Source organism: Bradyrhizobium centrolobii, from assembly GCF_001641635.1.
GTDB lineage: Bacteria > Pseudomonadota > Alphaproteobacteria > Rhizobiales > Xanthobacteraceae > Bradyrhizobium > Bradyrhizobium centrolobii.
In genome coordinates this window covers 22,833-43,472 of sequence record NZ_LUUB01000014.1, presented here as the reverse complement: position 1 = coordinate 43,472, position 20,640 = coordinate 22,833, and the positions used below count along the sequence as shown (strand labels likewise).

Below are 20,640 nucleotides of genomic sequence, written 5' to 3'. Positions count from 1 at the left end.
TTAAAATGGCTAAGAACATCCTGGTGTTCGCCGATGGCACGGGCAACGAAGGCGGTCTCCTGCCGGACGAGAGCCGCACGAACGTCTACAAACTTTATCGGGCAACGCGCACCGGGCCTGAATCGATCATCGACCCGAACAAGCAATTGGCGCTCTACATTCCCGGTATCGGGACGCCGATGCCTGGACATAACAACAGCTGGGACGGGGTGAAAGAGACGGTTCAGCAGATGTTCGGGTTCGGCGTTACGAAGAAGATCATCGATTGTTACGTCGCAATCATCGGCGTCTGGGAGCCGGAAGACCGCATCTACCTGTTCGGCTTCAGCCGCGGCGCCTACAACGCCAGGTGTCTTGCGCATGTGCTCGAGCTGTGCGGCATTCCGACCAGGGAGCGGAATGGCCAGCCGATCAGTCTCGATCCGAATTCCCTCAGGAAAGTCGCCAAAGACGCGGTGTCCTCAATCTACTGGCTTGGGATGCCGAGGGACGGCGCGGAGGCGGAAAAGAGAGCAGCCCAGTTTCGCGACGCCTACCGTTCACAGGTCGGGCGCCCGGCCGGGGCTTCGGCCTATTTCATCGGGATTTGGGACGCCGTCGCCGCGATCGGCTGGCAACGCTTCTTCCCCGAGTGGGCTTACGATCGGCATTTCCCATCAGACATCCAATACGCGCGGCATCTGCAATCAATCGATGAAGGCCGAAAGGACTTCAAGCGAGTACCCTGGGGAGGAAGCGGCACCGTCAGGTGGCCGGATAGACAGGGTGAGCCGGAGCAGTTCGACCAGATCTGGTTCGCCGGCAATCATGCCGATGTCGGCGGAAGCTATCCCGAGAACGAATCGCGCCTGTCGGACATTACGCTGGCCTGGATGGTGGAATTCATCACCGAGAAGATTCCCGAGACAGGGCGAGTCATCATCGACAGGAACTTGCTGAGATTATATCCGTCGGCCGACGGCATGATGCACGACGAATGTATGGTCGGAATGGGCGGGACTGCGCTTCGATGGGCGAAGGCGGTTCGGCAGGTGCCCGACACGGCGCAACTTCACCCAACCGTCTACGAGCGGCTGGCAATGAAGTCGGTACGCAATTTCACGAGCTTTGGACTCTACCGACCTGCCGCGTTGCAAAACCATCTCAAAGCAAAAAAATACTTCGAAGTCCCAACCGGCGGAGGCGACGACGCGATCGGATGCGGTTCCGCAGATAAAGTCAGCGCTCCGCCAGGTGGTGCTGTCTCCACCTGATTGGACGCGTACTGTCAATGTGTCCGATCAGAGCGCGTTCTTTCAATTGAGCAGATTCACCGCGAAAACACGCCGTTGATACGGAAATCCCGATCGTTACGGTTCGCTGCTCAGAAAGAGCCTAGCACGCTGCCAAGTGCGATCACGGCCAGTAGCGCCAGTAGCGAGGTGACGATGCCGACCATAAAGATGTCGAAATAGCTGTCGCGATGCGACAGCCCGCAAATCGCGAGCAGGCTGACCACTGCGCCGTTATGCGGGAGGATGTCGAGCGTGCCGGAGCCAATCACAGCCACGCGATGCAAGAGCGAAAGGTCGATGCCAGTCTGTGCAGCAATGTTTACATAGGTCTCGCCGAGCGCATCGAGCGCAATCGTCAGCCCGCCGGAGGCCGAGCCGGTCAGCGCGGCCAGGATATTGGTCGCGAATGCCAGTGACACCAGTGGGCCGCCTTCGATGGTGAGCACCCAGTCGCGCACCGGCTCGAAAGCCGGCAGCGCGGCGATGACCCCGCCGAATCCGACCAGGCTTCCAACACTGAGCACCGGCAAGGCGGATGCATTGGCGCCGGCGTCCATGGTCTGCCGGAGTGATGGAAGTCGGCTACGGTTGAGCGCGATGACGACGGCGATGGCCGTTGCCAACGCGATGCTGACCGACCAGACGCCCGCGACCGCGGCAAGAGAAGTACCACCGAAACGCTGTTCGGCCAGGTAAGAGACATCGAGCCGCGGTAGCACCAGAAGCGACATCATTAGATTAACGGCCACCACGACAACAAGCGGAAGTGTGGCGCTCAGCATTGGGGTCGGTAAGTCACTACGGAGTCCATGCCGGATTTCTGCCGGGTCAAACTCGCGCGCCGTCGTCGCGTGCTCGCGCACCAGTTCGTCATCGGCCGCATGTTCGCAAGCTCCGTACATCTCGTCACCGAAACCTTCGCCGGCACGGCGCGCCTTGGCCGCCGCCCGTTCTAGCCACCACAGGCCGATGCCGAGCATTATGAGGGAGGCGACGATGCCGAGACCGGGTGCAGCGAACGGGGTCGTGCCGAAGAAAGGCATGGGGATCGCGTTCTGGATCGACGGCGTGCCGGGAAGCGCCGACATGGTGAAGGTCGACGTCCCCAGCACGATCGCCGCCGGGATCAATCTGCGTGGAATTGCGGCGGCTCTGAACAGCGATTGGGCCATGGGAGCGATGATGAAGAACGCGACGAACAGGCTCACGCCTCCGTAGGTGACCAGCGCACCTGCGAGCACCACTGCGAGGACTACGCGTCGCTTCCCGAGCCGCTGCGCCACAAAGCCTGCCACGGCCGTGACCGCGCCGCTGTCGTCCATCAGTTTGCCGAAAACGGCACCCAACAGGAAAATCGGAAAGAACTGAGCCAGGAACCCGGCCGCGCTGACCATGAAGACTTGGGTGAGCTTCGCAAGCAGCGGTTCACCGCCAAGTAGCGCCGCGACGAGGGCTGCGAAGGGGGCCAGCAGGAGGACGCTCCATCCCCGGAACGCGAACAGGACAAGCAGACCAAGCCCGATGAGAATGCCGACAAGGCCCACCGCTCAGCACTCTGCCAGAAGAACATCGAGATCGGCGGTCGAGCGCCGACCGAGATCGGCGCTGTGCGCGTCGAGGAACTCGGAAGTCGCCTGGCGGCCCTCCGTGCGGAGCATCGCGACGAATTCCCATTCCGCATTCAGCTTGGAGGAGGCGCCAAATCTCGCCAATATGTCGCTCCTGATTCGATGCGCGCGCATCTTGGCCCAGCGCGCGCCTTCGCCAGTGCCCGGATCGACTGCCCGGCGAAGCAGTGCGATCATGCGCAATTCCTTCATCAAGGGCGAGTTGAAGGAAATCTCGTTGACACGGTTGAGGATCTCTGTGGCCGTCCACGGCTCTTCGGGTTTTTCGGCCGGGTTGATCTGCACCAGGATCATGTCGTGCGCGTCACTTTCGCGAATAAGCGGCGTGATCGTGGGATTGCCGGCGAAGCCGCCATCCCAATAGGGCTCGCCGTCGATTTCGACAGCCCGGAACATGGTCGGCAAACATGCCGAAGCTAAGAGCACGTCAGGCGTGATCTCTGCGTTGCGGAAGATGTGCCCACGCCCGGTTCTCACCCGGGTCGCGGTGATGAAAAGCTTGATCGGTGAGCGTGCCAGACGCTCGAAATCAATGCTTTCAGCCAACACCTTGCGCAGGGGATTGTAGCCTGTCGGATTAAGGTCGTAAGGTGACAGCAGCCGCGACACGAGGTCGGTGAAAATGTATGCGGGAGACGTGTCTAGCGTCCAGCGACCCAATAGTCGGTCGAACGGCGATCGCTGCAGTGGGCTGAAGGTCGCTGCGCGCGAGACACGGCGCCAGTACTCGTCGAGCGCCTGGCGAGCTCCCTCGGCGCCGCCTGCGGTCCATCCGTCGGCCAGGACCGCGGCATTGATCGCGCCAGCCGAGGTGCCGGAGATGGCAACGATCTCAAGCCATTTTTCTTCGAGGAGGCGATCGAGCACGCCCCAGGTGAACGCGCCATGCGAACCGCCGCCTTGAAGCGCAAGGTCGATTAGGAGTGGAGATCGGTCCATGGCGTTCGATCGTTGGATGGCTGAGACTTGGCGTATTGCCGAACTTGGATCCGAACTGGTGGTTTCCACGACGCCGACGGCCAGCGGGGCTGCGTCCGGACCACATCGCCGGTGTCCATGATGGTGAGGATTGCTGCCGGTTCGAACGGAGCGTCGGCCAGGCCCATGTTTCGCTCTTTGCTTACGAATCCTGGCCAGGGGTCGGATCACGCACGGGCCTCCACTTGCGGGACCTCCTGCTCATCCGTGCCGTCTCGTCGAGGCCTTTCCGCCCGCTGAAGTACATCAGTGCGATCAGTCCGGATCCGAACACGACCATCACGAGAGCGGCCAAACTCATGACGACGTTGCCGTACGGCGGCATCGCCGGGGTCGTGCGCCAAATCTGCAGGCAGTACCAAATCGAGGCGACGAGAAGGGCCGCCAGTATGATCATGACAAACCATTGGGACCTGTTGCGCATAAGTGCTCCGCACTGAGCGAGGGCCGGATAGGCTCCGCGATAAGCCCTTCAATCGGCCGTCTCCGTGAACGGCCCTACCGCCAGCCGCAGATTCGACGGCCGCGATGCCACCAGCAAACCCAGCGGCGATGGCGGCGCGGCGGGGGCCGTCCCCAACCCGGGTGGGGCGGCGGGCCCCATTGGGCCAACGTCATTCGGTTGGTGGACTTTTCGGCGCCGGATGATTGTGTGGAAACCGGCATCGCCTCTGCGCTCTCGCTAAGATGAACACCGATTGCGCCGACCGCGACGGCGGCCAGGGCACCCTGTGCGAGGCCAAGAATAGCACGGCGATTAAGAACGCTCATTTTCTACACCTCTTCAATAGCGGTAAGAAATCGGCTGCGGGCGGTTTCGCCTATGCGGTTAGGTCATCCCACGAAATTCGATCGGATCGTTCAGGATGATGCCGCGCCTTGCGGTTGTTCCCCGGTGAGGGGTTGCGCCGCCTTGGCGAGGGCATCGCGCAAAATCTGTTCCTTCGTCTCATCCAGGGACGTCTTCAGCACGATGCCGCCGGCGTCCTTGATCTCCTTCAGAACCTTGTCCGCGGTCATGTTCTTGATCAGAACGAAGAGAGCGGCGTTTCCGGGTTCGAGCGTTGTAGATAGTTCCTTCATGAAGGCATCGTCGATGCCAAAATCCGTCAAGGCACCTCCGAGCGCTCCTGACGCTGCCCCTAGCGCGACACCGATGATGGGATTCAGAAAGATGATCCCGATGAGTAGGCCCCAGAAGCTGCCGGTCGCCGCGCCTATGGCCGTTGTGTTCACCAACTGATTAAGCTTGATGTTACCCGAGTCCGTCTTTACCGCGATCACCGCGTCGCCAAGGCTGATCAGATACTCCTTCTGGAGTCTGAGAAGCCGCTGACGCACCTTCTCGGCCTTCGCCTCGGTCTGGTACACGATCGCAACAAGATCAGACATGAAACTCTCCTCGGCGTTGTCGGCGGAGCCGCCCGCGGGCCAGACACCCGCTCAATAGTGGGAGTGCGAGCTTAAGCCGCGAGCCAGTGCATCCGAACAAACCCTGAGCTGCTGACGTGAATAAGCGAACCTGCCGTCTCGCATTTCTTGAGATCGCACCGCGGCCTTGGCGCGCCGAGCAAAAAAAGCGCGCGCCATCCAAAAGAGGGTGACCAGCCAACGTTCATCCTTCCCGCAGGACCTTTACGAATGTCCGACAGCGACTTGTTCGGCCAAACCGTCGATGATGCTGTCAATTCCAGAAGCCGTCGGGGAGAGCACATGCGAAGATCACTTGCCGTGTTGCCGATTCCGGTCGTGGATCCGAGTGATCCTTGGCAAAACTTTGATGTGGGGGCGCGACGCCAGTTCAGCGGCGGAGGCCGAAGTGGCGAGTGCGATAAGAGCTACCGTGCCCAGCAGGACGTCTTTCATTTCATCTGGCCCGTTCGAGTCGATTTCTCTACGACTACGATTGCCATGTGTCCGCCTTTGCCATCAATTGCCAAGGTTGGTAGTTGCACTTTAGATCGTGCGTACGGCTCCCTTGGCGTGATCTTCCGCAGGCGTTCGAATGAAACGGCCTATTCCGGCGTTCTGCCGATGAAGAAATCAGGGCGTAAAAGAAGTCAGGCGGCGTAAGGTCGCGATTCCTGTCAGGAAGACGACCAGCGACTGCCGCCATTGTCTGTTCTTCTCGAGGGCAGGCAGATGCTTCAGCTCACCGTGACGAGAGCGCGTAACACGACGGCGCAAGAAAGCATTTCAGACGAACTTGCAACGTAGACATGCCCGCCTAAGCCGCTTGAATCCTGCCAAGGAAGCTGTCTAGTTCGTGCTTTAACCGGGAGCTTTCCTCAGACAAGAGTTCGGCTGACATCAGTACCTGCATCGAAGCCCCTCCGGTTTCCTTCGCACCGTTGGTCATTTCACCGGCGCTCGCCGCCACCTGGGTGGTCCTGGTCGCCGCTTCCCGCACGTTGAGCGCAATGCTTTTGCTCGTTGCCTCCTGCTCTCCGATGGCGTCGACCACAGTCATGGCAATTTCCGAGATGCCGCCGATGATGGTGCCGATTTCGGTAATTGTGCAGACCGATTCAGTCGTCGCCGCCTGAATGCCGCCAATGTGCTCACCGATCTCAACCGTGGCATGCGCGGTTTGCGTCGCGAGAGATTTCACCTCCTGGGCTACAACAGCGAAACCTTTGCCGAGATCGCCGGCGCGCGCGGCTTCGATTGCCGCGTTCAGCGCTAGCAAGTTGGTTTGCCGTGCGATGGCAGCGATCAGCTCGACCACGCTGCCGATCCTCTCCGTCGCGACCGCCAAACTGACCATGCGCCGGTCGCTGAGTTCGGCTTTGCGAACCGCTTCGCGCGCCATATTGGCCGCTTCTTCGACCTGCCGGCCGATGCTCGCGATGGTTGCCGCCATTTCACCCGTCGCGGCCGCGACATGCTGAACGTTGGCGGATGCTTCATCCGAAGATGAGGCGACCTCGACCGAGAGTTGCCGGCTGTGATGAGCCGTGCGGGTGAGGCTGCGTGCAGAGGCTTCAAGTTTTGAGGAGGCGGAGGAGACGGTATCGACGACCCTGCCCACGGCGGTTTCGAATTCGCCGGCGAGCCGAGCGATGTCGGCCTTACGCAGCTCGGCGGCTGTACGATCCTGTTCGGCCTTTGCATCGAGCTCCGCCTGCGCCTTCTCGCGGGCTTTCAGCTTAAACATTTCGACCGCTTCGGCCATCTCGCCAAGCTCGTCGTTTCGGCCAAGGCCGGGCAGAACCACGTCGAACCGACCGTTGCCGAGTTGGCGCATAGCCGCCGTCATCGAAGCGACTGCTTTGGCGATGCGCCGGCCGAACAGTAAGGCAAGCAGGCCCGCGAGCATCGTTGCAAGCCCAATCGCCCAGATCAGTTTCCGTCGAATGTCTTCAGCTCGCATTTCTGAAGCTTGCGAGCGCGCGTCAGCGGCAGCTATGATCTTCGCGAGCCCCGGGCGGATGCGGTCATAGATCTGTCCGAGATCGTCGACTTGGTCAGCCAGCGCTTCCTGCGTTACCATGAACGACACAAAGCTCGACTTGTATGCGCGGATCAGTTCGAGGATTTGGGATTTCACCTCCGCTGGCAGGCTGGCCTGAGCGAGCGCGGCTTCAAATTCTGCCTCCCGGTCTGCGAGTTGATCGCCATATTTGTCATCGCCCCGCATGATGAAGTCTTTCTCGTGCCGGCGCATCATCAGCATCAAGATCGTGAGGCGTGGCTGGTTCAGCTCTGGCAACCGTTGCTCGACGGTGTGCACGGCGTTGCGCAGCTTGCCCTGAAAACCATCATCCTCGTTGAAGCCGAGGTTGCGCTGCGCCGAGACCACGTTCTGAAAGCGCGTTGAATAGAGATTAACCGCCGGTCGCAGGAAGGTCGCCTGCTTCAGCGGGTCATCGTCGGGCAAAGCCGTCACAAATGCTTCCACGCGACTTAAGTCCGCCAGCTGCCGCTCATAGCTCTCGGCATGCTTCTCGATCAACACCTCACTGGGTTTGCGCAGGAAGTCGCTCGCGATATGTCGCGACTCCAGGAAGCTTTGCGACAACGATGCGACGTGAGCTTTGAACTGGTTGCTGGCGTTCGCATCGCTCTGGACCAGGCTCGCGTACTTCAGGGCGGCGGCGCAGATTGCACCTGTGACAAGCACTCCGGAAAGGCCGAGCAGTGCCATTTGGCCACGCAATCCAATGCGGAAGTCTCGGCGAATCCTTGTTTGCCCGACAATTCTGGTCGCAATTGCGCTCATTGTACTCCTTGAAGAGTTTATGCTCCCGGCGCAGTGCTCCGACGGACGCTTATCCATATCGGGCTGAACGCGAGCTGCCTGCTTGGTTCGACCGATGACGGCCGGCTAATTAGTCCAGATTGATTTCGGAATCCTGAATTCGCTGTTCGAAGCGCATGACTTCTCTTTCAGCTCGTCGCAGGGGCGATGTTGAAATCCGTCGAAGAAAGCGACCCTGCGCTGGAATAAAGCGTCAACCTGCAGCTCGTTGCATAAATTCCTACCGAGGGCTCGTTATAGTCAGTCCCAAGCGGTACTCGGAACATCAATATTTTTTTGTTGGAGCCGCTTCTGCAGCGTTACAACAGAGCGCGAGGTCACAGCGAGAACGCAGGATCGTTTGTACGACACGCTCCAATCTGAAGCCGAGACGCCATACTCGGCTGAGAAGCGCGAGTGTTCGTTCGGTACGTACGGTGCCGGCCGGAGCAACGTCGCTCAAATTTACCATTGCCTCTCTCGAAGAGAGCGCATCCCAATTCTTCGTGCACGACACTCGATCGAGAAATGAGTAAGTTCAACCAGGAACGCGTGCTGAGCGTCCATCACTGGACCAACACTCTCTTCAGTTTCACCACGACGCGGAGTGCGTCGTTCCGCTTCCGCAGCGGTCAATCCGCCATGATTGGGCTGAAGATAGATGAGAACCAGCTGCTGCGTGCCCACAGCCTCGCCAGCGCGCGTTACGAGGATCGGCTGGAATTTTTCTCGATCAGGATGCCGGACTGTGCCCTAACCTCACGTCTGCAGCAGCTGAAGGAAGGCGACGAGATCATCGTCAGCCGCAAGGCGACCGGAACCCTGATCATCGACAACCTCGAGCAGGGACGTAATCTCTATCTCATCGGGACCGGCGCCGGGCTTGCCCCGTTCCTGAGCGTGATCAAGGATCCCGAAACCTATCTGCGATTCGAGAATGTCGTGCTGCTGCATGGCTGCCGCCGGGTCGCCGAGCTCGCCTATGGCGACATGATCACGGAGAAGCTGCCGAGAGACGAACTGCTCGGCGATTTCGTGCGCTACCAGCTGATTTACTATCCGACCGTGACGCGCGAGCCTTTCTTCAACCGCGGCCGGATCACCGATCTGATCGCGTCAGGCAGGCTGTTTTCGGACCTCGAGATGTCCGAACTCAATCCTCAGCACGACCGGCTCATGATCTGCGGCAGCCCTGCGCTGGTGCGCGATACCCGCGAGCTGTTGATGGCGAAGGGTTTTGTCGAAGGCAATGACGGCGCGCCCGGTGAATTCGTAGCCGAGAATCCGCGCGCTTCAATGATCAGGCACGCAGTCAAGCGTTTGCAGCCGTATTCCGCGACATCGTTCAGATGATCCCAGGCGAGCCTTGGGCGAATACGGTCGAGAAAATCAAACAACATGAGCTTGGCGATCTGCTCGCTGCGAACGACTGACCGCTGGATTAGGGCGATCGTCTTACGTGTGCAGCGCGGTGCTGACCGCGCTCACCCAGGATCGTCTGGTGGATGTCCGCTCGGAGGGTCGCGCCGCCGTCCCAAGTCTGACTGAGCTCCGGCGCGAGAAGGTGCGTGACTTCGGCTTGGTCCAACATGTCCCAGAGTGGGAAACGGTGCCGGCCGATCATGCGATCATGCCGGACTCGCGACGTCCGTCAATCTCGTTCGCGAGGTTTCCTTGGCGGTACGCACTTGCAAAGGAACGGGCGTCCCCCTTTCGGGATCGGGCCGTCGGCTGACGCTGAAGCCCCGCCATGCCGGGTCTTCACCCTTCGGGCTTCCGTCCCTGACGCGGTGGGGTGAGAGACATTCTCCGGCTCAGATGTGCGCAGTGACCGACGGAGCTGGAGAGGAAGAGTGGGGGCTGGATTTCCGTGACGGGTTGAGGCCGGAGGAGAGTCTTCCGGCGCCCGTCATGGAGATTGTCCCCATGAATATGCAAGTTCTTGATGCGCGCCGCGGCGCTAGTGGCGGTTACAGAGTGGATGTGAGTCGCGGCGAGCGCGTCGGTCGGGTCTCCTCGGAGTGGTTTTCCCGTCCCGCGGATGAGCGCTACCTGTCGCTCAACGAGCTGGCCCGCACGGTGCGCGATCGCACCGACCGCAGCCGGACGCGCGTGGTCGAAAGCGCGCTCATCCATGTGGAGGCAAGTCGTGCCGATCCTGTGCGCTTGTCCCTGATGTTGCCCGGCTCGGACAGGCCGGTCGCGCCGACCCACTGGAGCTTCGGTCAGCTTGCAAGCCAGGTCGGCGCTCCGGCCGCTTACCTGCGGCAGCTCCCCGCGGCACTCGCAGGCATCAACCTGCAATTTGGCCTGACTGCCAATCGCGTCGAACAGATCAAGACGCTCGAGACCGAGGGTAGCCGCGTTGAGCTTCGCGCCGTCACCGGCCCTGACTATGGCCGGATCTACGATCACGAATTGGTTGAGGCCGTGCAGCGCATTGCCGGCAACGGCACGGGTGATACGCGCTGGAAGGTGCCTGGTGTGCTCGACTGGTCAACGGGGATCTACAATCCCCGCGTCGACATTTCCAAGGACACGACCACGCTCTATGCGTCCGACAGGGACGTCTTCCTTTTCCTGGTCGATGACCTGAACCCGATCGAAGCGGGTCGTCTTCGGGACGGCTCCCCCGACCTCTATTTCCGGGGCTTCTATTGCTGGAACTCGGAAGTTGGGGCCAAGACCCTCGGCATGGCGAGCTTCTATCTCCGTGCGGTCTGCCAAAATCGCAATCTCTGGGGCGTGGAAGATTTCGAGGAGATCACCATCCGCCACTCCAAATACGCTGCCTCCCGCTTCGCTCACGAGGCGGCGCCGGCACTGCTGAACTTTGCCAACTCCTCACCCATGCCCTTTGTCAATGGAATCAAGGCCGCACGCGAGCGGATCGTGGCACGCAGCGACGAGGATCGCACCGAGTTTCTGCGCCGCCGCGGCTTCTCAAAGGCCGAGACAGGTAAGGTGATCGACGCAGTGCTGGCGGAGGAAGGCCGCCCGCCTGAAAGCATCTTCGATTTCGTGCAGGGCATCACCGCCGTCGCGCGCGACAAGCCGCATCAGGATGCCCGCCTGGACATCGAGGCCAAGGCCAAGAAACTACTCGACCGGGCGGCGTAACTTCCGCGACGCCTGGGAATTTCGGACCTGCCGGACTCGTGCGTCTTACGTCTTTCCGATGCACGCGCTCGATGTTGCTCCGCTCTCGGAAGCGGCGGCAATGCGATCCTCATCGCGAGCCAAAATCCCACGACGGCCCCTTCGGGGGCCGTCGACAAACTCGAAGTTCCGCGCCGCGCAGAGAATGCGCGCTTAAAGCATGCTCCGGAAAAGCGTGCAGCGGTTTTCCGAAGATCATGCGCAAACAACAGCCTAAAGCGCTAGGACTAATTGTCCCAATTAGATGCCGCGATACTCGCTTACGATTTTTGCGTGACCGCGTTCAGCTTCGGCCCATGTTGGGTAACGCTCCCGCCGGGCGTCGACGGAGGCTATGCCGGCTTCCATGACCTCGGTTTCGAACACAAGGGGGCGATCTGCTTCGCATCCGAGATCAAGACCCACGAATACGGTTGATATGATGACGTCCGGACCTATCTCGGTCCTCGCGACGACACGGTCGGCTGATTCATACCATCGCCGCCACGAAACCGGGTCCGTGCGCTTGGGCTCGTGTCCATCCAAAATGTAGTGGCTCATGCCAGCCAACATATCTGCCTGTGCCGACCCGTGCCAGCGGTTTCGGCCCCCCGTCCGATCCGGGATGCGAAGGCGCGACAGGGCTTCCTGATAGGACGCCAGCCGCCAAGCATCGCCGTTCCCCGCAGAAAAGAAAGAGTGAGAGGAGGGCAGGCCTTTTGCGCGAACGGGTTGGAGGTCGAGAGAGAGGCTCCCGGCCGCCCGTTCCGGAGAAACCGACATGGCAAAGGCCGTTCAGAAGATCAAGCTCTCGCCGTCCCGCGACATTCCTTTCAACAAACTCGTCTTGAGCCAGAAGAATGTACGGCGGATCAAGGCCGGCGTCTCGATCGAGGATCTCGCGGAGGACATCGCCCACCGCGAAAAACTGTTGCAGAGTCTCTACGTGCTGCCGGTCCTTGATGCCGACGGGCAGGAAACCGGCATGTTCGAGGTGCCCGCCGGGGGCCGCCGTTATCGCGCGCTCGAACTCCTGGTGAAGCAGAAGCGTCTTGCGAAAACCGCGCCGGTTCCCTGCATCGTCGGTGACATGGGCGCCGAGATCAGCGCGGAAGAGGATTCGCTCGCCGAAAACGTGCATCGCGTCGCGCTCCATCCCCTCGACCAATTTCGTGCATTTCAGACGTTGCGCGAACAAGGCCGTTCCGAGGAAGACATCGCGGCCATCTTCTTCGTCTCCGTCAACGTGGTCAAACAGCGGCTCCGGCTTGCAGCCGTCTCGCCGAGATTGCTCGACGTCTACGCCGACGAGGGCATGTCGCTCGAACAGCTGATGGCGTTCTCGGTGAGCGCCGATCACGTCCGACAGGAACAGGTTTGGGAGAATGTCAACAAATCGGGCTACGACGAGCCGTATCAGATCCGGCGCGTGCTGACCGAGAGCACGGTGAGGGCCTCCGACAAACGCGTGCAGTTTGTCGGCCTCGCCGCCTACGAGGCGGCCGGTGGCAATGTGCTGCGCGATCTCTTCGAAGAGGATGGCGGCGGCTGGCTCGAGGGCGTCGCTTTGCTCGATCGTCTCGTCGCCGAGAAGCTGCGGACCGAGGCCGAGGCGATCGCAGGCGAAGGCTGGAAGTGGATCGATGTCGCCCCAAACTTTCCCTATGGTCATGACCAGGGGCTCCGCCGGCTCGCGGGCGTGCCGGCTGATCTGACTTCCGAGCAACAGGCGAGCCTCGATGCGCTCCAGGCGGAATACGATGCGCTTCAGGCAAAACTTGAAGACGCCGACGAACTGCCCGATGAGGTGGATGCACGGCTTGGCGAACTGGAGGAGGCGCTCGCAGCTTTCGACAACCGACCGCACATCTTTGAGCCGGCCGAGATTGCCAGAGCCGGCGTCTTCGTCAGTATCGATTCCGAAGGACGGCTTTTTGTCGATCGGGGCTATGTCCGCTCCGAAGATGAGGCCCCTGCGGCCGATTTCGATGCCGGGCAGGGCGCAGATGCGTCCCTGGCTGAAGGCGAGGTGGCCGCGCGCGCGGTGATCTCGCTTGCGGGCGAATCGAGCGAACCGGAGGAAGATGATGAGGATGCGGAAAGGCCATTGCCGGATCGGCTCATCACCGAGCTCACAGCCCATCGCACGCTGGCACTGCGCAATGCGCTGGCAGACCATCCAGCGGTCGCGTTCCAGGCGGTACTGCACAACTTCGTGCTGACCGCTTTTTATCGGTTCGCCCCATCGGGAAGCTGCCTTGAGATCGGACTTCGCACGCCGACCTTTCCCGCTCAAGCGCCGGGGCTGCGGGACAGCGCATCCGCAAAAGCGGTCGAGGCGCGGCATGAGTCCTGGAAAGTACGCTTGCCGAAGAGCGAGAACGATCTTTGGGATGCGCTGACAGCGCTCGACGCCACCGCGCAGGCATCCCTGTTCGCTCATTGTGCAGCGTTCGCAGTCAACGCCCTCTACGAGCCGGCGAGCCGCTACAATCAGGGCCGTGTCTCCGCCCACGACGTTCGCACGCGACTTGACCAAGCCGATGTCCTGGCGCGCGCCGTTGGACTCGACATGGTTCGAGGTGGGTGGAGACCGAATGTCGACAACTATCTTGGCCGTGTCACCAAGCCCCGCATCCTGGAGGCGGTTCGGGAAGCCAAAGGCGAATCTTCGGCGCAGCTCATTGATCATCTCAAGAAGGGCGACATGGCCAAAGAGGCCGAGCGTCTCCTCGACGGTTCGGGCTGGCTGCCACAGCCGCTACGCCTCGCCGATCCCGCGGCGCCGGCAGCGCAGCAGGAGGACGAGGCGGGGTTCCTGCCAGAATTCCTCGCCGGCGAGGAGGATCGGGCAGACGCTGGCGAGGAGACTGAGCCACAGCTCGATGCTGCCGAATGACACTAAATGACAGCTCAGTGCGGGACGGCTCCGGCCGTCCCGTACTTCTCCCATCGCAGCTCTTTTTTCCTTCAACCCGGCCGTTGCACCGGGCTTTCAGCTTTTTTTCAGGGGAGACGCACATGCCCGATTACTACGCCGCGACCGTGGTTCAGCAGACGATTCCCGAGGTGGATATGACTCCGCTGGAGCGATTGCTGCTCTCTCGCATTTTCGATGCCGAACGTGACGGCGAGGGGTGGTATTTCTTTCCGAGGTCGGTCCCGCCGACATGACCACCGTTCAGCGTGCAGCGCTCGAAGCCGCACTTGCTGCGTCCCAAGCGGCCGGCGTGAACGCCGCCAACAGGATCGCCACAGAGCACCTGGCAAAGCTTGAGGCCGGCGAGCGGCCATCACAGGAGCTCGATCTCGATCTTACGACCACATCCTGGGAGTTCATCATTCAGGACATCGTTCGGCGTCACCGATATTGGAGTACGTATCGGCTGTTTCTTCCTTCACTTGTTCGCGCATGCGGGCTGATGGTTTTGGAGGCGCCGTCGTCGTGATCTCGGCCGATCAAATCCTCGGCAAGTCCACGAACGATCTTCTCGACGAGTTCATCGCGCAGGTCGCGCCTTTACCTCTGAGCTGATCGATGCCGCTGCGGGCAAAGCGTTATCTATGGCGAAGGCTCGCTCGACCACCACCATCCACCGGGCTTCCGACGCGCGACCGTCACTAGTTGCCGGTGACGCGTGCTGAGAACTCTTTAACCCCTCCGCTCCTCATGACCTCGCGTTGCGGCTTGTCCTGTCTGGGCGCGGCGCATCGGACGTCAACGGGCAAGCCGTTCCCGCGACGGACCTAATGGTCTTGCGTGACCGCCGATGCTGGGCCCGCGCCCCGCTGCCAGTCCACCGCAACGCGACAGACAGGAGGCAGACGATGCGCAGAGTTCCCGACAATTGCCGTCTACATCGTTCGCGGCTGCAAGTGGGGCAATCCGTTCCGGATCGGCCGCGACGGTGACCGCGCGACCGTCATCGCAAAATACGAGCGGTGGCTGGCGGACCAGCATCATCTGCTCCGTGGGCTGGATCAGTTGCGTGGCCGCGATCTCGTCTGCTTCTGCGCGCCGCGCGCCCGCCATGGCGATCTCTTGCTGCGGCTCGCCAACGCCGCGCGCGAGGCGCGCATCGCATGATGGCGCGCCGTCAAGACTGCGGCATGAGAGGAAGAGGTGGGCAGGTAGCGCGGGCGAGCCCGGCGTGCGGCGAGAGCGAGCCGCCGGGATGTGTTTGCCCGCTCCCGGAGTCCTTCCCATGCCCAGAAAATCCAATCCTCACGACTTTCGCAGGCCGATCGCCTACGACGCCGCGGCCAAGCGCCTCTTTCACAATCGCGCCAGATCCGCGCTTCGCCACGTTGCGACGGCTCTTGGCCTTCAACCGGGTGACTATGATCTCCGCTCCAACCAGGGCGGCATTGCCGTCTCCGGCGAGATCACGCTGCATAGCGATCAGCTCTACGTGCAGGCATCGCAATCGGCGATGGGGTTCCAGCGCGGCATCCTGTTTCGCACCTGTAGCGGCCGGAAGGACTATGTCGGCGGTCCCAACAATTTCGCCTCGCTCGACTTGCTCAACAGGCCTGAGGAGCTTGCGTACTGGATCCGCGAGGTGTGCCGTGTTTGACGCCATTGCAGTCTTCCGGCGCTTTTCGAAATGAGAGGTGCGTCATGACTCGATTCATCGTTCAAGGTCGCTTTCTGGCGACGCGCCTAATGACGAACTTGCGATCGGTGCCGATACCGACGCGAGGGCGATCGAGGCGGCCAAGACAGCCGCAAGAGCCGTGATGGGGTCAGGAGCGCATCCTGAGCACATTGAAAATCGACGAGCGTCGCGAAGGCGACATCGCCTTCATCGGCTGCACCGCTCCTGATGACGACCCCATCATCGATCCACCTGCCGCCTGATCGGGGCTCATCTCAAATAATAGCGCCGGTTCGCGAGGGGGCCGCGCGGTGATTGAGAATGGCGCCTCATCGGTGCCGCGGCAGGAGAGCGAGAGGAGGGCCAGGACGGGTTTGAGCCGCGGCGGTTTCAGGAGAGTGCCGGGCGGTTCAGCCCGTCCCAGCTCTCCGAAAGAAATCCTGCCATGACCGAATCTCTCGCCGGCGGCGCCGCCGCGCCGCTCTCGATGCGTGCCGCTGCAAGCCTCACCTCTGCCGTCATCAGGGCTGCGCGACAGCTCTTGAGCGATCTGGAACGAGGCCGTCGTATCGACGCCGCTGTTCTGCGCACCGCCATGGAGGCGGCCTTCGGCGCCTCGGACGCCACTGGCGTCTGGAGCTGGAAGACGGCCTATGATGCCTGCGAGGCGGCAACCGTTCTGTTCCTCCGCAAGTTCGGCCCGGCCATGCGGACCAAGGCCGGTTCGACTGCCGCGATGCTGCCCATGCTCACGAGAATCGCGAGCTGTCTGCCGACCCATACGCGGCGTTCCGAGGACAGCCAGGCGCTTCAACAATTCTCGACGCCGATCCCGTTGGGGCTGGCAGCATGCACCGCAGCCGGCATCACGTCGGCCGACCGCGTTCTGGAGCCCTCGGCAGGCACCGGCTTGCTCGCCATCTTTGCCGAGCTCGCCGGCGGCGCATTGGTGCTGAACGAACTGGCCGAGTCCCGCGCCTCGCTGCTCGATTATCTGTTCGCCGATGTTAAGGCGACGCAGTTCGACGCCGCCCAGATCGATGATCACCTCGATGCGGCCGTCGCACCGAGCGTCGTCCTGATGAACCCGCCGTTCTCGGCGCTGGCGAACGTCGATCGACGGATGGCGGACGCGGCGCTCCGGCACATCAACTCGGCCTTGACGCGTCTTTGCGACGGCGGCCGTCTGGTCGCAATTACCGGCGCGAGTTTTGCGCCGGACAATCCGGCATGGCGAGATGCCTTCGTTCGTCTTCAGGAGCGCGGGCGGGTGGTGTTTTCTGCCGCGATCGATGGCGCCGTTTACGCCAAGCACGGGACACAAATCGACACAAGGCTCCTCGTGATCGACAAGCAGGCCGCCGCAGATCCGACGGTCTTTCCCGCTTCGCTGGGCATAGCGAGTGATGTCGCAACGTTGCTCGACTGGGTGAGCCTGCATGTGCCGGCGAGGCTGCCCGTTGCGGCCCCGGTCTTGACCGGTGTCATAAACCGCCCTGCGACGGCATCGTCGGTCGGCGCCTCTACGCCACCTAAGTCGTCCGCTTCGGAAGGAGTGGCGCCAGAAGGCGCAGAGCTTGTGTACGAGACGGTCGAATGGTCGCCGCCGGAAGGCGCCCGGCTGACCGATGCGCTTTATGAGGAATACGGGTTGCAGTCGATCCGTATTCCCGGATCGTGCGCACATCCGACCAAGCTCGTGCAGTCCGCGGCGATGGCCTCCGTTGCGCCGCCGAAGCCGTCCTATCGCCCGCACCTGCTTTCGGGTGTGTTGGCCGATGGCATTCTGTCGGATGCCCAGCTCGAGAGCATCATCTACGCCGGCGAGGCGCATGCCGAATTCCTCGCAGGCTCCTGGACGGTCGATGCGACCTTTGATGTCGTGGCGGCCGCGCGCGAGGATGCAGAAAACTCCGTCCGCTTTCGCCGCGGCTGGTTCTTGGGTGATGGCACCGGCGCGGGCAAGGGACGGCAGGTCGCAGGCATCCTGCTCGACAACTGGCTGAAAGGCCGCCGTCGTGCGGTTTGGATCAGCAAGTCCGACAAGCTGATCGAGGATGCGCAGCGCGACTGGTCCGCGCTCGGCATGGAGCGGTTGCTTGTGACGCCGCTGTCACGTTTCCGGCAGGGCACGCCGATCAGGCTTTCGGAAGGCGTCCTATTCACCACCTACGCTACGCTGCGCACCGACGAGCGGGGCGAAAAGCTTTCGCGCGTTCGGCAGATCGCCGAATGGTTGGGCTCGGATTTCGACGGAGTGATCGTCTTCGACGAGAGCCACGCCATGCAGAACGCGGTCGGGGCTAAGGGCGAGCGCGGCGACCAGGCCGCGTCCCAGCAGGGGCGTGCGGGGCTACGGCTCCAGCACGCCTTGCCGAATGCCCGCATTGTCTATGTGTCGGCGACTGGTGCCACGACGGTGCACAATCTCGCTTATGCACAGCGGCTGGGATTGTGGGGCGGTGACGATTTCCCGTTCGCCACCCGGGCCGAGTTCGTCGAGGCGATCGAGGAGGGCGGCGTCGCCGCGATGGAGGTGCTGGCGCGCGACCTCAAGGCGCTCGGCCTCTACGCGGCCCGCTCGCTCTCTTACGAGGGCGTCGCCTACGAGCTCGTTGAGCACCAGCTCACGCCGGAGCAGGTTCGCATCTATGACGCCTATGCCGACGCGTTCAGCATCATTCACAACAACCTCGACGCCGCGATGCGGGCCGCCAACATCACCGGCGAGACCGGAACGCTGAATGGACAGGCAAAATCTGCGGCGCGATCGGCTTTCGAAAGCGCCAAGCAGCGCTTCTTCGGCCATCTGCTGACTTCGATGAAGACCCCGTCGCTGATCGGATCGATCGAGCGCGATCTTGAGGCCGGTCACGCCGCCGTCATCCAGATCGTTTCGACGGGCGAGGCGCTGATGGAGCGCCGGCTCGCCGAAATCCCGACCGAGGAGTGGGGCGACGTCCGGGTCGATATCACCCCTCGCGAGTACGTGCTCGACTATCTCGCCCATTCCTTCCCGGTCCAGCTCTATGAGCCCTTCACGGATCAGGAAGGCAACCTCTGCTCCCGGCCTGTCCATCGCGACGGCCAGCCGGTCGAGAGCCGGGAGGCCGTCGCGCGCCGCGACCGCCTCATCGAAAAACTCGCTTCCCTGCCGCCGGTCCCCGGCGCTCTGGACCAGATTGTGCAGCGCTTCGGCGCCGACATGGTCGCCGAGGTGACCGGCCGCTCGCGCCGCATCGTTCGTAAGGCCAACAGGCTGGTCGTCGAAAACCGGGCCGGTTCGGCCAACCTCGCCGAGACCTCCGCCTTCATGGATGACGTCAAGCAGATCCTCGTGTTCTCCGACGCGGGCGGCACGGGCAGGAGCTACCATGCCGAACTGTCGGCGCGGAATCGCCGGCTGCGTGTCCATTATCTGCTCGAGCCCGGCTGGAAGGCGGACGCCGCGATCCAGGGCCTCGGCCGGACCAACCAGGCGCAGCCGCCGCTGTTTCGTCCTATCGCGACCGACGTGAAGGCCGAAAAGCGGTTCTTAAGCACCATTGCCCGCCGCCTCGACACCTTGGGAGCGATTACGCGCGGCCAGCGCCAGACCGGAGGGCAGGGCCTGTTCCGGCCCGAAGACAATCTCGAAAGCCTCTATGGCCGTGATGCGTTGCGCCAGCTCTACACGTTGCTGGCGCGCGGCAAGGTCGAGGGTTGTTCGCTCGAGCGGTTCGAGGAGGCGACCGGCCTAAAGCTCACCGACGCCAACGGGCTCAGGGATGACCTGCCGCCGATCACGACCTTTCTGAACCGGCTGCTGGCACTCACGATCGAGCTTCAGAACATCCTGTTCACTGTCTTCGAGCAGCTCTTGACCGTCCGGATCGAGGGAGCGGTTGCGTCCGGCACCTACGATCTCGGACTGGAGACGCTCCGCGCCGAGAGCTTTGTCGTCACCGACCGGCGAACGATTTACGTCCATCCGGGCACGGGCGCCGAGACCCGGCTGCTCACGATTACCCAGCGCGAGCGCAATCATCCCGTGAGGCTGGATGAGGTTCGTGCTCGTCTGTCCGATCCTTGTGCGGTGATGCTGATCAATGAGCGCTCGGGACGAGCCGCCGTGCAGGTTCCAGCTCCGAGCTTCATGCTTGATGATGGCGAGATTGAGCGCTGCGTCCGCCTGATCCGGCCGATGGAGCAGCACAGCGTTCCCTCAAAGATGATGGCGGAGAGCCATTGGATCGAAGCGGACCGCGAACGCTTTGGCGCCGCCTGGTTGGCGGAGCTTGCCGAGATCCCCGGATTCACGGAAAGCACTATCCAAATTGTGGCAGGCCTACTCCTGCCGATCTGGAAGCGGCTGCCGAACGAGTCGACCCGGGTCTACCGGCTTCAGACCGATGCGGGCGAGCGGATCATCGGCCGCAAGGTCTCGGCGAGCTGGGTCGCGAATATCCTTTCGGCGGACGCGCCGGCGCTGACGGCGGATGCTGCCTTCGCCGCCCTGATGGAGGGACGGACCGTCCTTGAGCTTGCGGAAGGGCTCCAGCTCCGCCGTGCCCGGGTCATGGCCGCATACCGCATCGAACTGGCGGGCTTTAGCGACACGATGCGCGACCGGCTGCGCACCTACGGCCTCTTTGCGGAGATCATCTCCTGGAAGCTGCGCATGTTCGTGCCCACGGACGCAAGCGGCGTTGCGATCCTGTCGAAGGTGCTCGACTGTTATCCGATCGAGCGCATCAGCGGGCGGGAGGCCGCCTGATGCGCCGCGATGCTTTCGAACTGGCATG

General features: G+C 62.2%; 16 protein-coding genes. 11 read left to right on the top strand and 5 right to left on the bottom strand.

Features of this window, described 5'->3' with window-relative positions:
* The first annotated feature begins 5 nt into the window (after positions 1–5).
* A complete protein-coding gene (locus AYJ54_RS01655) occupies positions 6–1,253 on the top strand; it encodes a phospholipase effector Tle1 domain-containing protein (RefSeq protein WP_063696143.1) in 1,248 nt (415 codons plus the stop codon).
* A gap of 110 nt (positions 1,254–1,363) precedes the next feature.
* Here AYJ54_RS01655 and AYJ54_RS01650 read toward each other — a convergent pair whose 3' ends face one another.
* The 4 genes from AYJ54_RS01650 to AYJ54_RS01635 all read right to left on the bottom strand — a co-directional run bounded on the left by AYJ54_RS01650 (position 1,364) and on the right by AYJ54_RS01635 (position 5,272).
* Complete coding sequence (locus AYJ54_RS01650; protein WP_063696142.1) at positions 1,364–2,818, bottom strand: GntP family permease; 1,455 nt, start codon at positions 2,816–2,818, stop codon at positions 1,364–1,366.
* Between the two features lie 3 nt (positions 2,819–2,821).
* On the bottom strand, positions 2,822–3,841 hold the full coding sequence (locus AYJ54_RS01645; protein WP_063696141.1) for a patatin-like phospholipase family protein: 1,020 nt from the start codon (positions 3,839–3,841) through the stop codon (positions 2,822–2,824).
* 181 nt (positions 3,842–4,022) lie between these two features.
* Positions 4,023–4,304 carry a hypothetical protein gene (locus AYJ54_RS01640; RefSeq protein WP_063696140.1) on the bottom strand — a complete coding sequence of 94 codons (282 nt, stop codon included), beginning with the start codon at positions 4,302–4,304 and terminating at the stop codon, positions 4,023–4,025.
* Positions 4,305–4,741: 437 nt separating this feature from the next.
* Positions 4,742–5,272 (bottom strand): DUF1269 domain-containing protein, encoded by a 531-nt coding sequence (locus tag AYJ54_RS01635; RefSeq protein ID WP_027555251.1) that lies wholly within the window; start codon positions 5,270–5,272, stop codon positions 4,742–4,744.
* A gap of 249 nt (positions 5,273–5,521) precedes the next feature.
* On the opposite strand from AYJ54_RS01635, the gene AYJ54_RS48775 reads away from it, so the two are divergent.
* Positions 5,522–5,953 carry a hypothetical protein gene (locus AYJ54_RS48775; RefSeq protein ID WP_136623363.1) on the top strand — a complete coding sequence of 144 codons (432 nt, stop codon included), beginning with the start codon at positions 5,522–5,524 and terminating at the stop codon, positions 5,951–5,953.
* A gap of 154 nt (positions 5,954–6,107) precedes the next feature.
* On the opposite strand, the gene AYJ54_RS01630 is transcribed toward AYJ54_RS48775, so the two are convergent.
* Positions 6,108–8,027: a methyl-accepting chemotaxis protein gene (locus AYJ54_RS01630; RefSeq protein WP_245328844.1), complete on the bottom strand. Its 1,920-nt coding sequence runs from the start codon at positions 8,025–8,027 to the stop codon at positions 6,108–6,110.
* Positions 8,028–8,648: 621 nt separating this feature from the next.
* On the opposite strand from AYJ54_RS01630, the gene AYJ54_RS01625 reads away from it, so the two are divergent.
* From AYJ54_RS01625 to AYJ54_RS01585, 9 genes are all read left to right on the top strand, one after another.
* The gene (locus tag AYJ54_RS01625; RefSeq protein ID WP_063678751.1) at positions 8,649–9,473 is read left to right on the top strand and encodes a ferredoxin--NADP reductase; all 825 of its coding nucleotides are present in this window, start codon (positions 8,649–8,651) and stop codon (positions 9,471–9,473) included.
* A 573-nt stretch (positions 9,474–10,046) separates the two neighbouring features.
* Entirely contained in the window at positions 10,047–11,240 is a 1,194-nt protein-coding gene (locus AYJ54_RS01615; protein ID WP_063678749.1) for a hypothetical protein, read from the top strand.
* A 312-nt stretch (positions 11,241–11,552) separates the two neighbouring features.
* Entirely contained in the window at positions 11,553–11,696 is a 144-nt protein-coding gene (locus AYJ54_RS50505) for a hypothetical protein (protein WP_161491791.1), read from the top strand.
* 343 nt (positions 11,697–12,039) lie between these two features.
* The gene (locus AYJ54_RS01605; protein ID WP_063696137.1) at positions 12,040–14,157 is read left to right on the top strand and encodes a ParB/RepB/Spo0J family partition protein; all 2,118 of its coding nucleotides are present in this window, start codon (positions 12,040–12,042) and stop codon (positions 14,155–14,157) included.
* A gap of 122 nt (positions 14,158–14,279) precedes the next feature.
* The gene (locus AYJ54_RS50500) at positions 14,280–14,432 is read left to right on the top strand and encodes a hypothetical protein (protein ID WP_161491263.1); all 153 of its coding nucleotides are present in this window, start codon (positions 14,280–14,282) and stop codon (positions 14,430–14,432) included.
* Positions 14,429–14,707, top strand: a complete 279-nt coding sequence (locus tag AYJ54_RS01600; RefSeq protein WP_063696136.1) for a hypothetical protein — start codon at positions 14,429–14,431, stop codon at positions 14,705–14,707. The genes AYJ54_RS50500 and AYJ54_RS01600 overlap by 4 nt, the downstream gene beginning before the upstream one ends.
* Positions 14,708–15,105: 398 nt before the next feature.
* Entirely contained in the window at positions 15,106–15,345 is a 240-nt protein-coding gene (locus AYJ54_RS01595) for a DUF4326 domain-containing protein (protein ID WP_063678761.1), read from the top strand.
* Positions 15,346–15,463: 118 nt separating this feature from the next.
* Complete coding sequence (locus AYJ54_RS01590; RefSeq protein ID WP_063678745.1) at positions 15,464–15,835, top strand: hypothetical protein; 372 nt, start codon at positions 15,464–15,466, stop codon at positions 15,833–15,835.
* 466 nt (positions 15,836–16,301) lie between these two features.
* Positions 16,302–20,612: a strawberry notch-like NTP hydrolase domain-containing protein gene (locus AYJ54_RS01585; protein ID WP_063696135.1), complete on the top strand. Its 4,311-nt coding sequence runs from the start codon at positions 16,302–16,304 to the stop codon at positions 20,610–20,612.
* The last annotated feature ends 28 nt before the right edge of the window (positions 20,613–20,640 follow it).

What these genes read in the sequence shown, in the direction of transcription:
- AYJ54_RS01655 (WP_063696143.1), top strand. Translation starts at nt 6, where the DNA reads ATGGCTAAGAACATCCTGGTGTTCGCCGATGGCACGGGCAACGAAGGC.
- AYJ54_RS01645 (WP_063696141.1), bottom strand. Translation starts at nt 3,841, where the DNA reads ATGGACCGATCTCCACTCCTAATCGACCTTGCGCTTCAAGGCGGCGGT.
- AYJ54_RS01640 (WP_063696140.1), bottom strand. Translation starts at nt 4,304, where the DNA reads ATGCGCAACAGGTCCCAATGGTTTGTCATGATCATACTGGCGGCCCTT.
- AYJ54_RS01635 (WP_027555251.1), bottom strand. Translation starts at nt 5,272, where the DNA reads ATGTCTGATCTTGTTGCGATCGTGTACCAGACCGAGGCGAAGGCCGAG.
- AYJ54_RS48775 (WP_136623363.1), top strand. Translation starts at nt 5,522, where the DNA reads ATGTCCGACAGCGACTTGTTCGGCCAAACCGTCGATGATGCTGTCAAT.
- AYJ54_RS01630 (WP_245328844.1), bottom strand. Translation starts at nt 8,027, where the DNA reads ATGGCACTGCTCGGCCTTTCCGGAGTGCTTGTCACAGGTGCAATCTGC.
- AYJ54_RS01625 (WP_063678751.1), top strand. Translation starts at nt 8,649, where the DNA reads ATGAGTAAGTTCAACCAGGAACGCGTGCTGAGCGTCCATCACTGGACC.
- AYJ54_RS01615 (WP_063678749.1), top strand. Translation starts at nt 10,047, where the DNA reads ATGAATATGCAAGTTCTTGATGCGCGCCGCGGCGCTAGTGGCGGTTAC.
- AYJ54_RS01605 (WP_063696137.1), top strand. Translation starts at nt 12,040, where the DNA reads ATGGCAAAGGCCGTTCAGAAGATCAAGCTCTCGCCGTCCCGCGACATT.
- AYJ54_RS50500 (WP_161491263.1), top strand. Translation starts at nt 14,280, where the DNA reads ATGCCCGATTACTACGCCGCGACCGTGGTTCAGCAGACGATTCCCGAG.
- AYJ54_RS01600 (WP_063696136.1), top strand. Translation starts at nt 14,429, where the DNA reads ATGACCACCGTTCAGCGTGCAGCGCTCGAAGCCGCACTTGCTGCGTCC.
- AYJ54_RS01590 (WP_063678745.1), top strand. Translation starts at nt 15,464, where the DNA reads ATGCCCAGAAAATCCAATCCTCACGACTTTCGCAGGCCGATCGCCTAC.
- AYJ54_RS01585 (WP_063696135.1), top strand. Translation starts at nt 16,302, where the DNA reads ATGACCGAATCTCTCGCCGGCGGCGCCGCCGCGCCGCTCTCGATGCGT.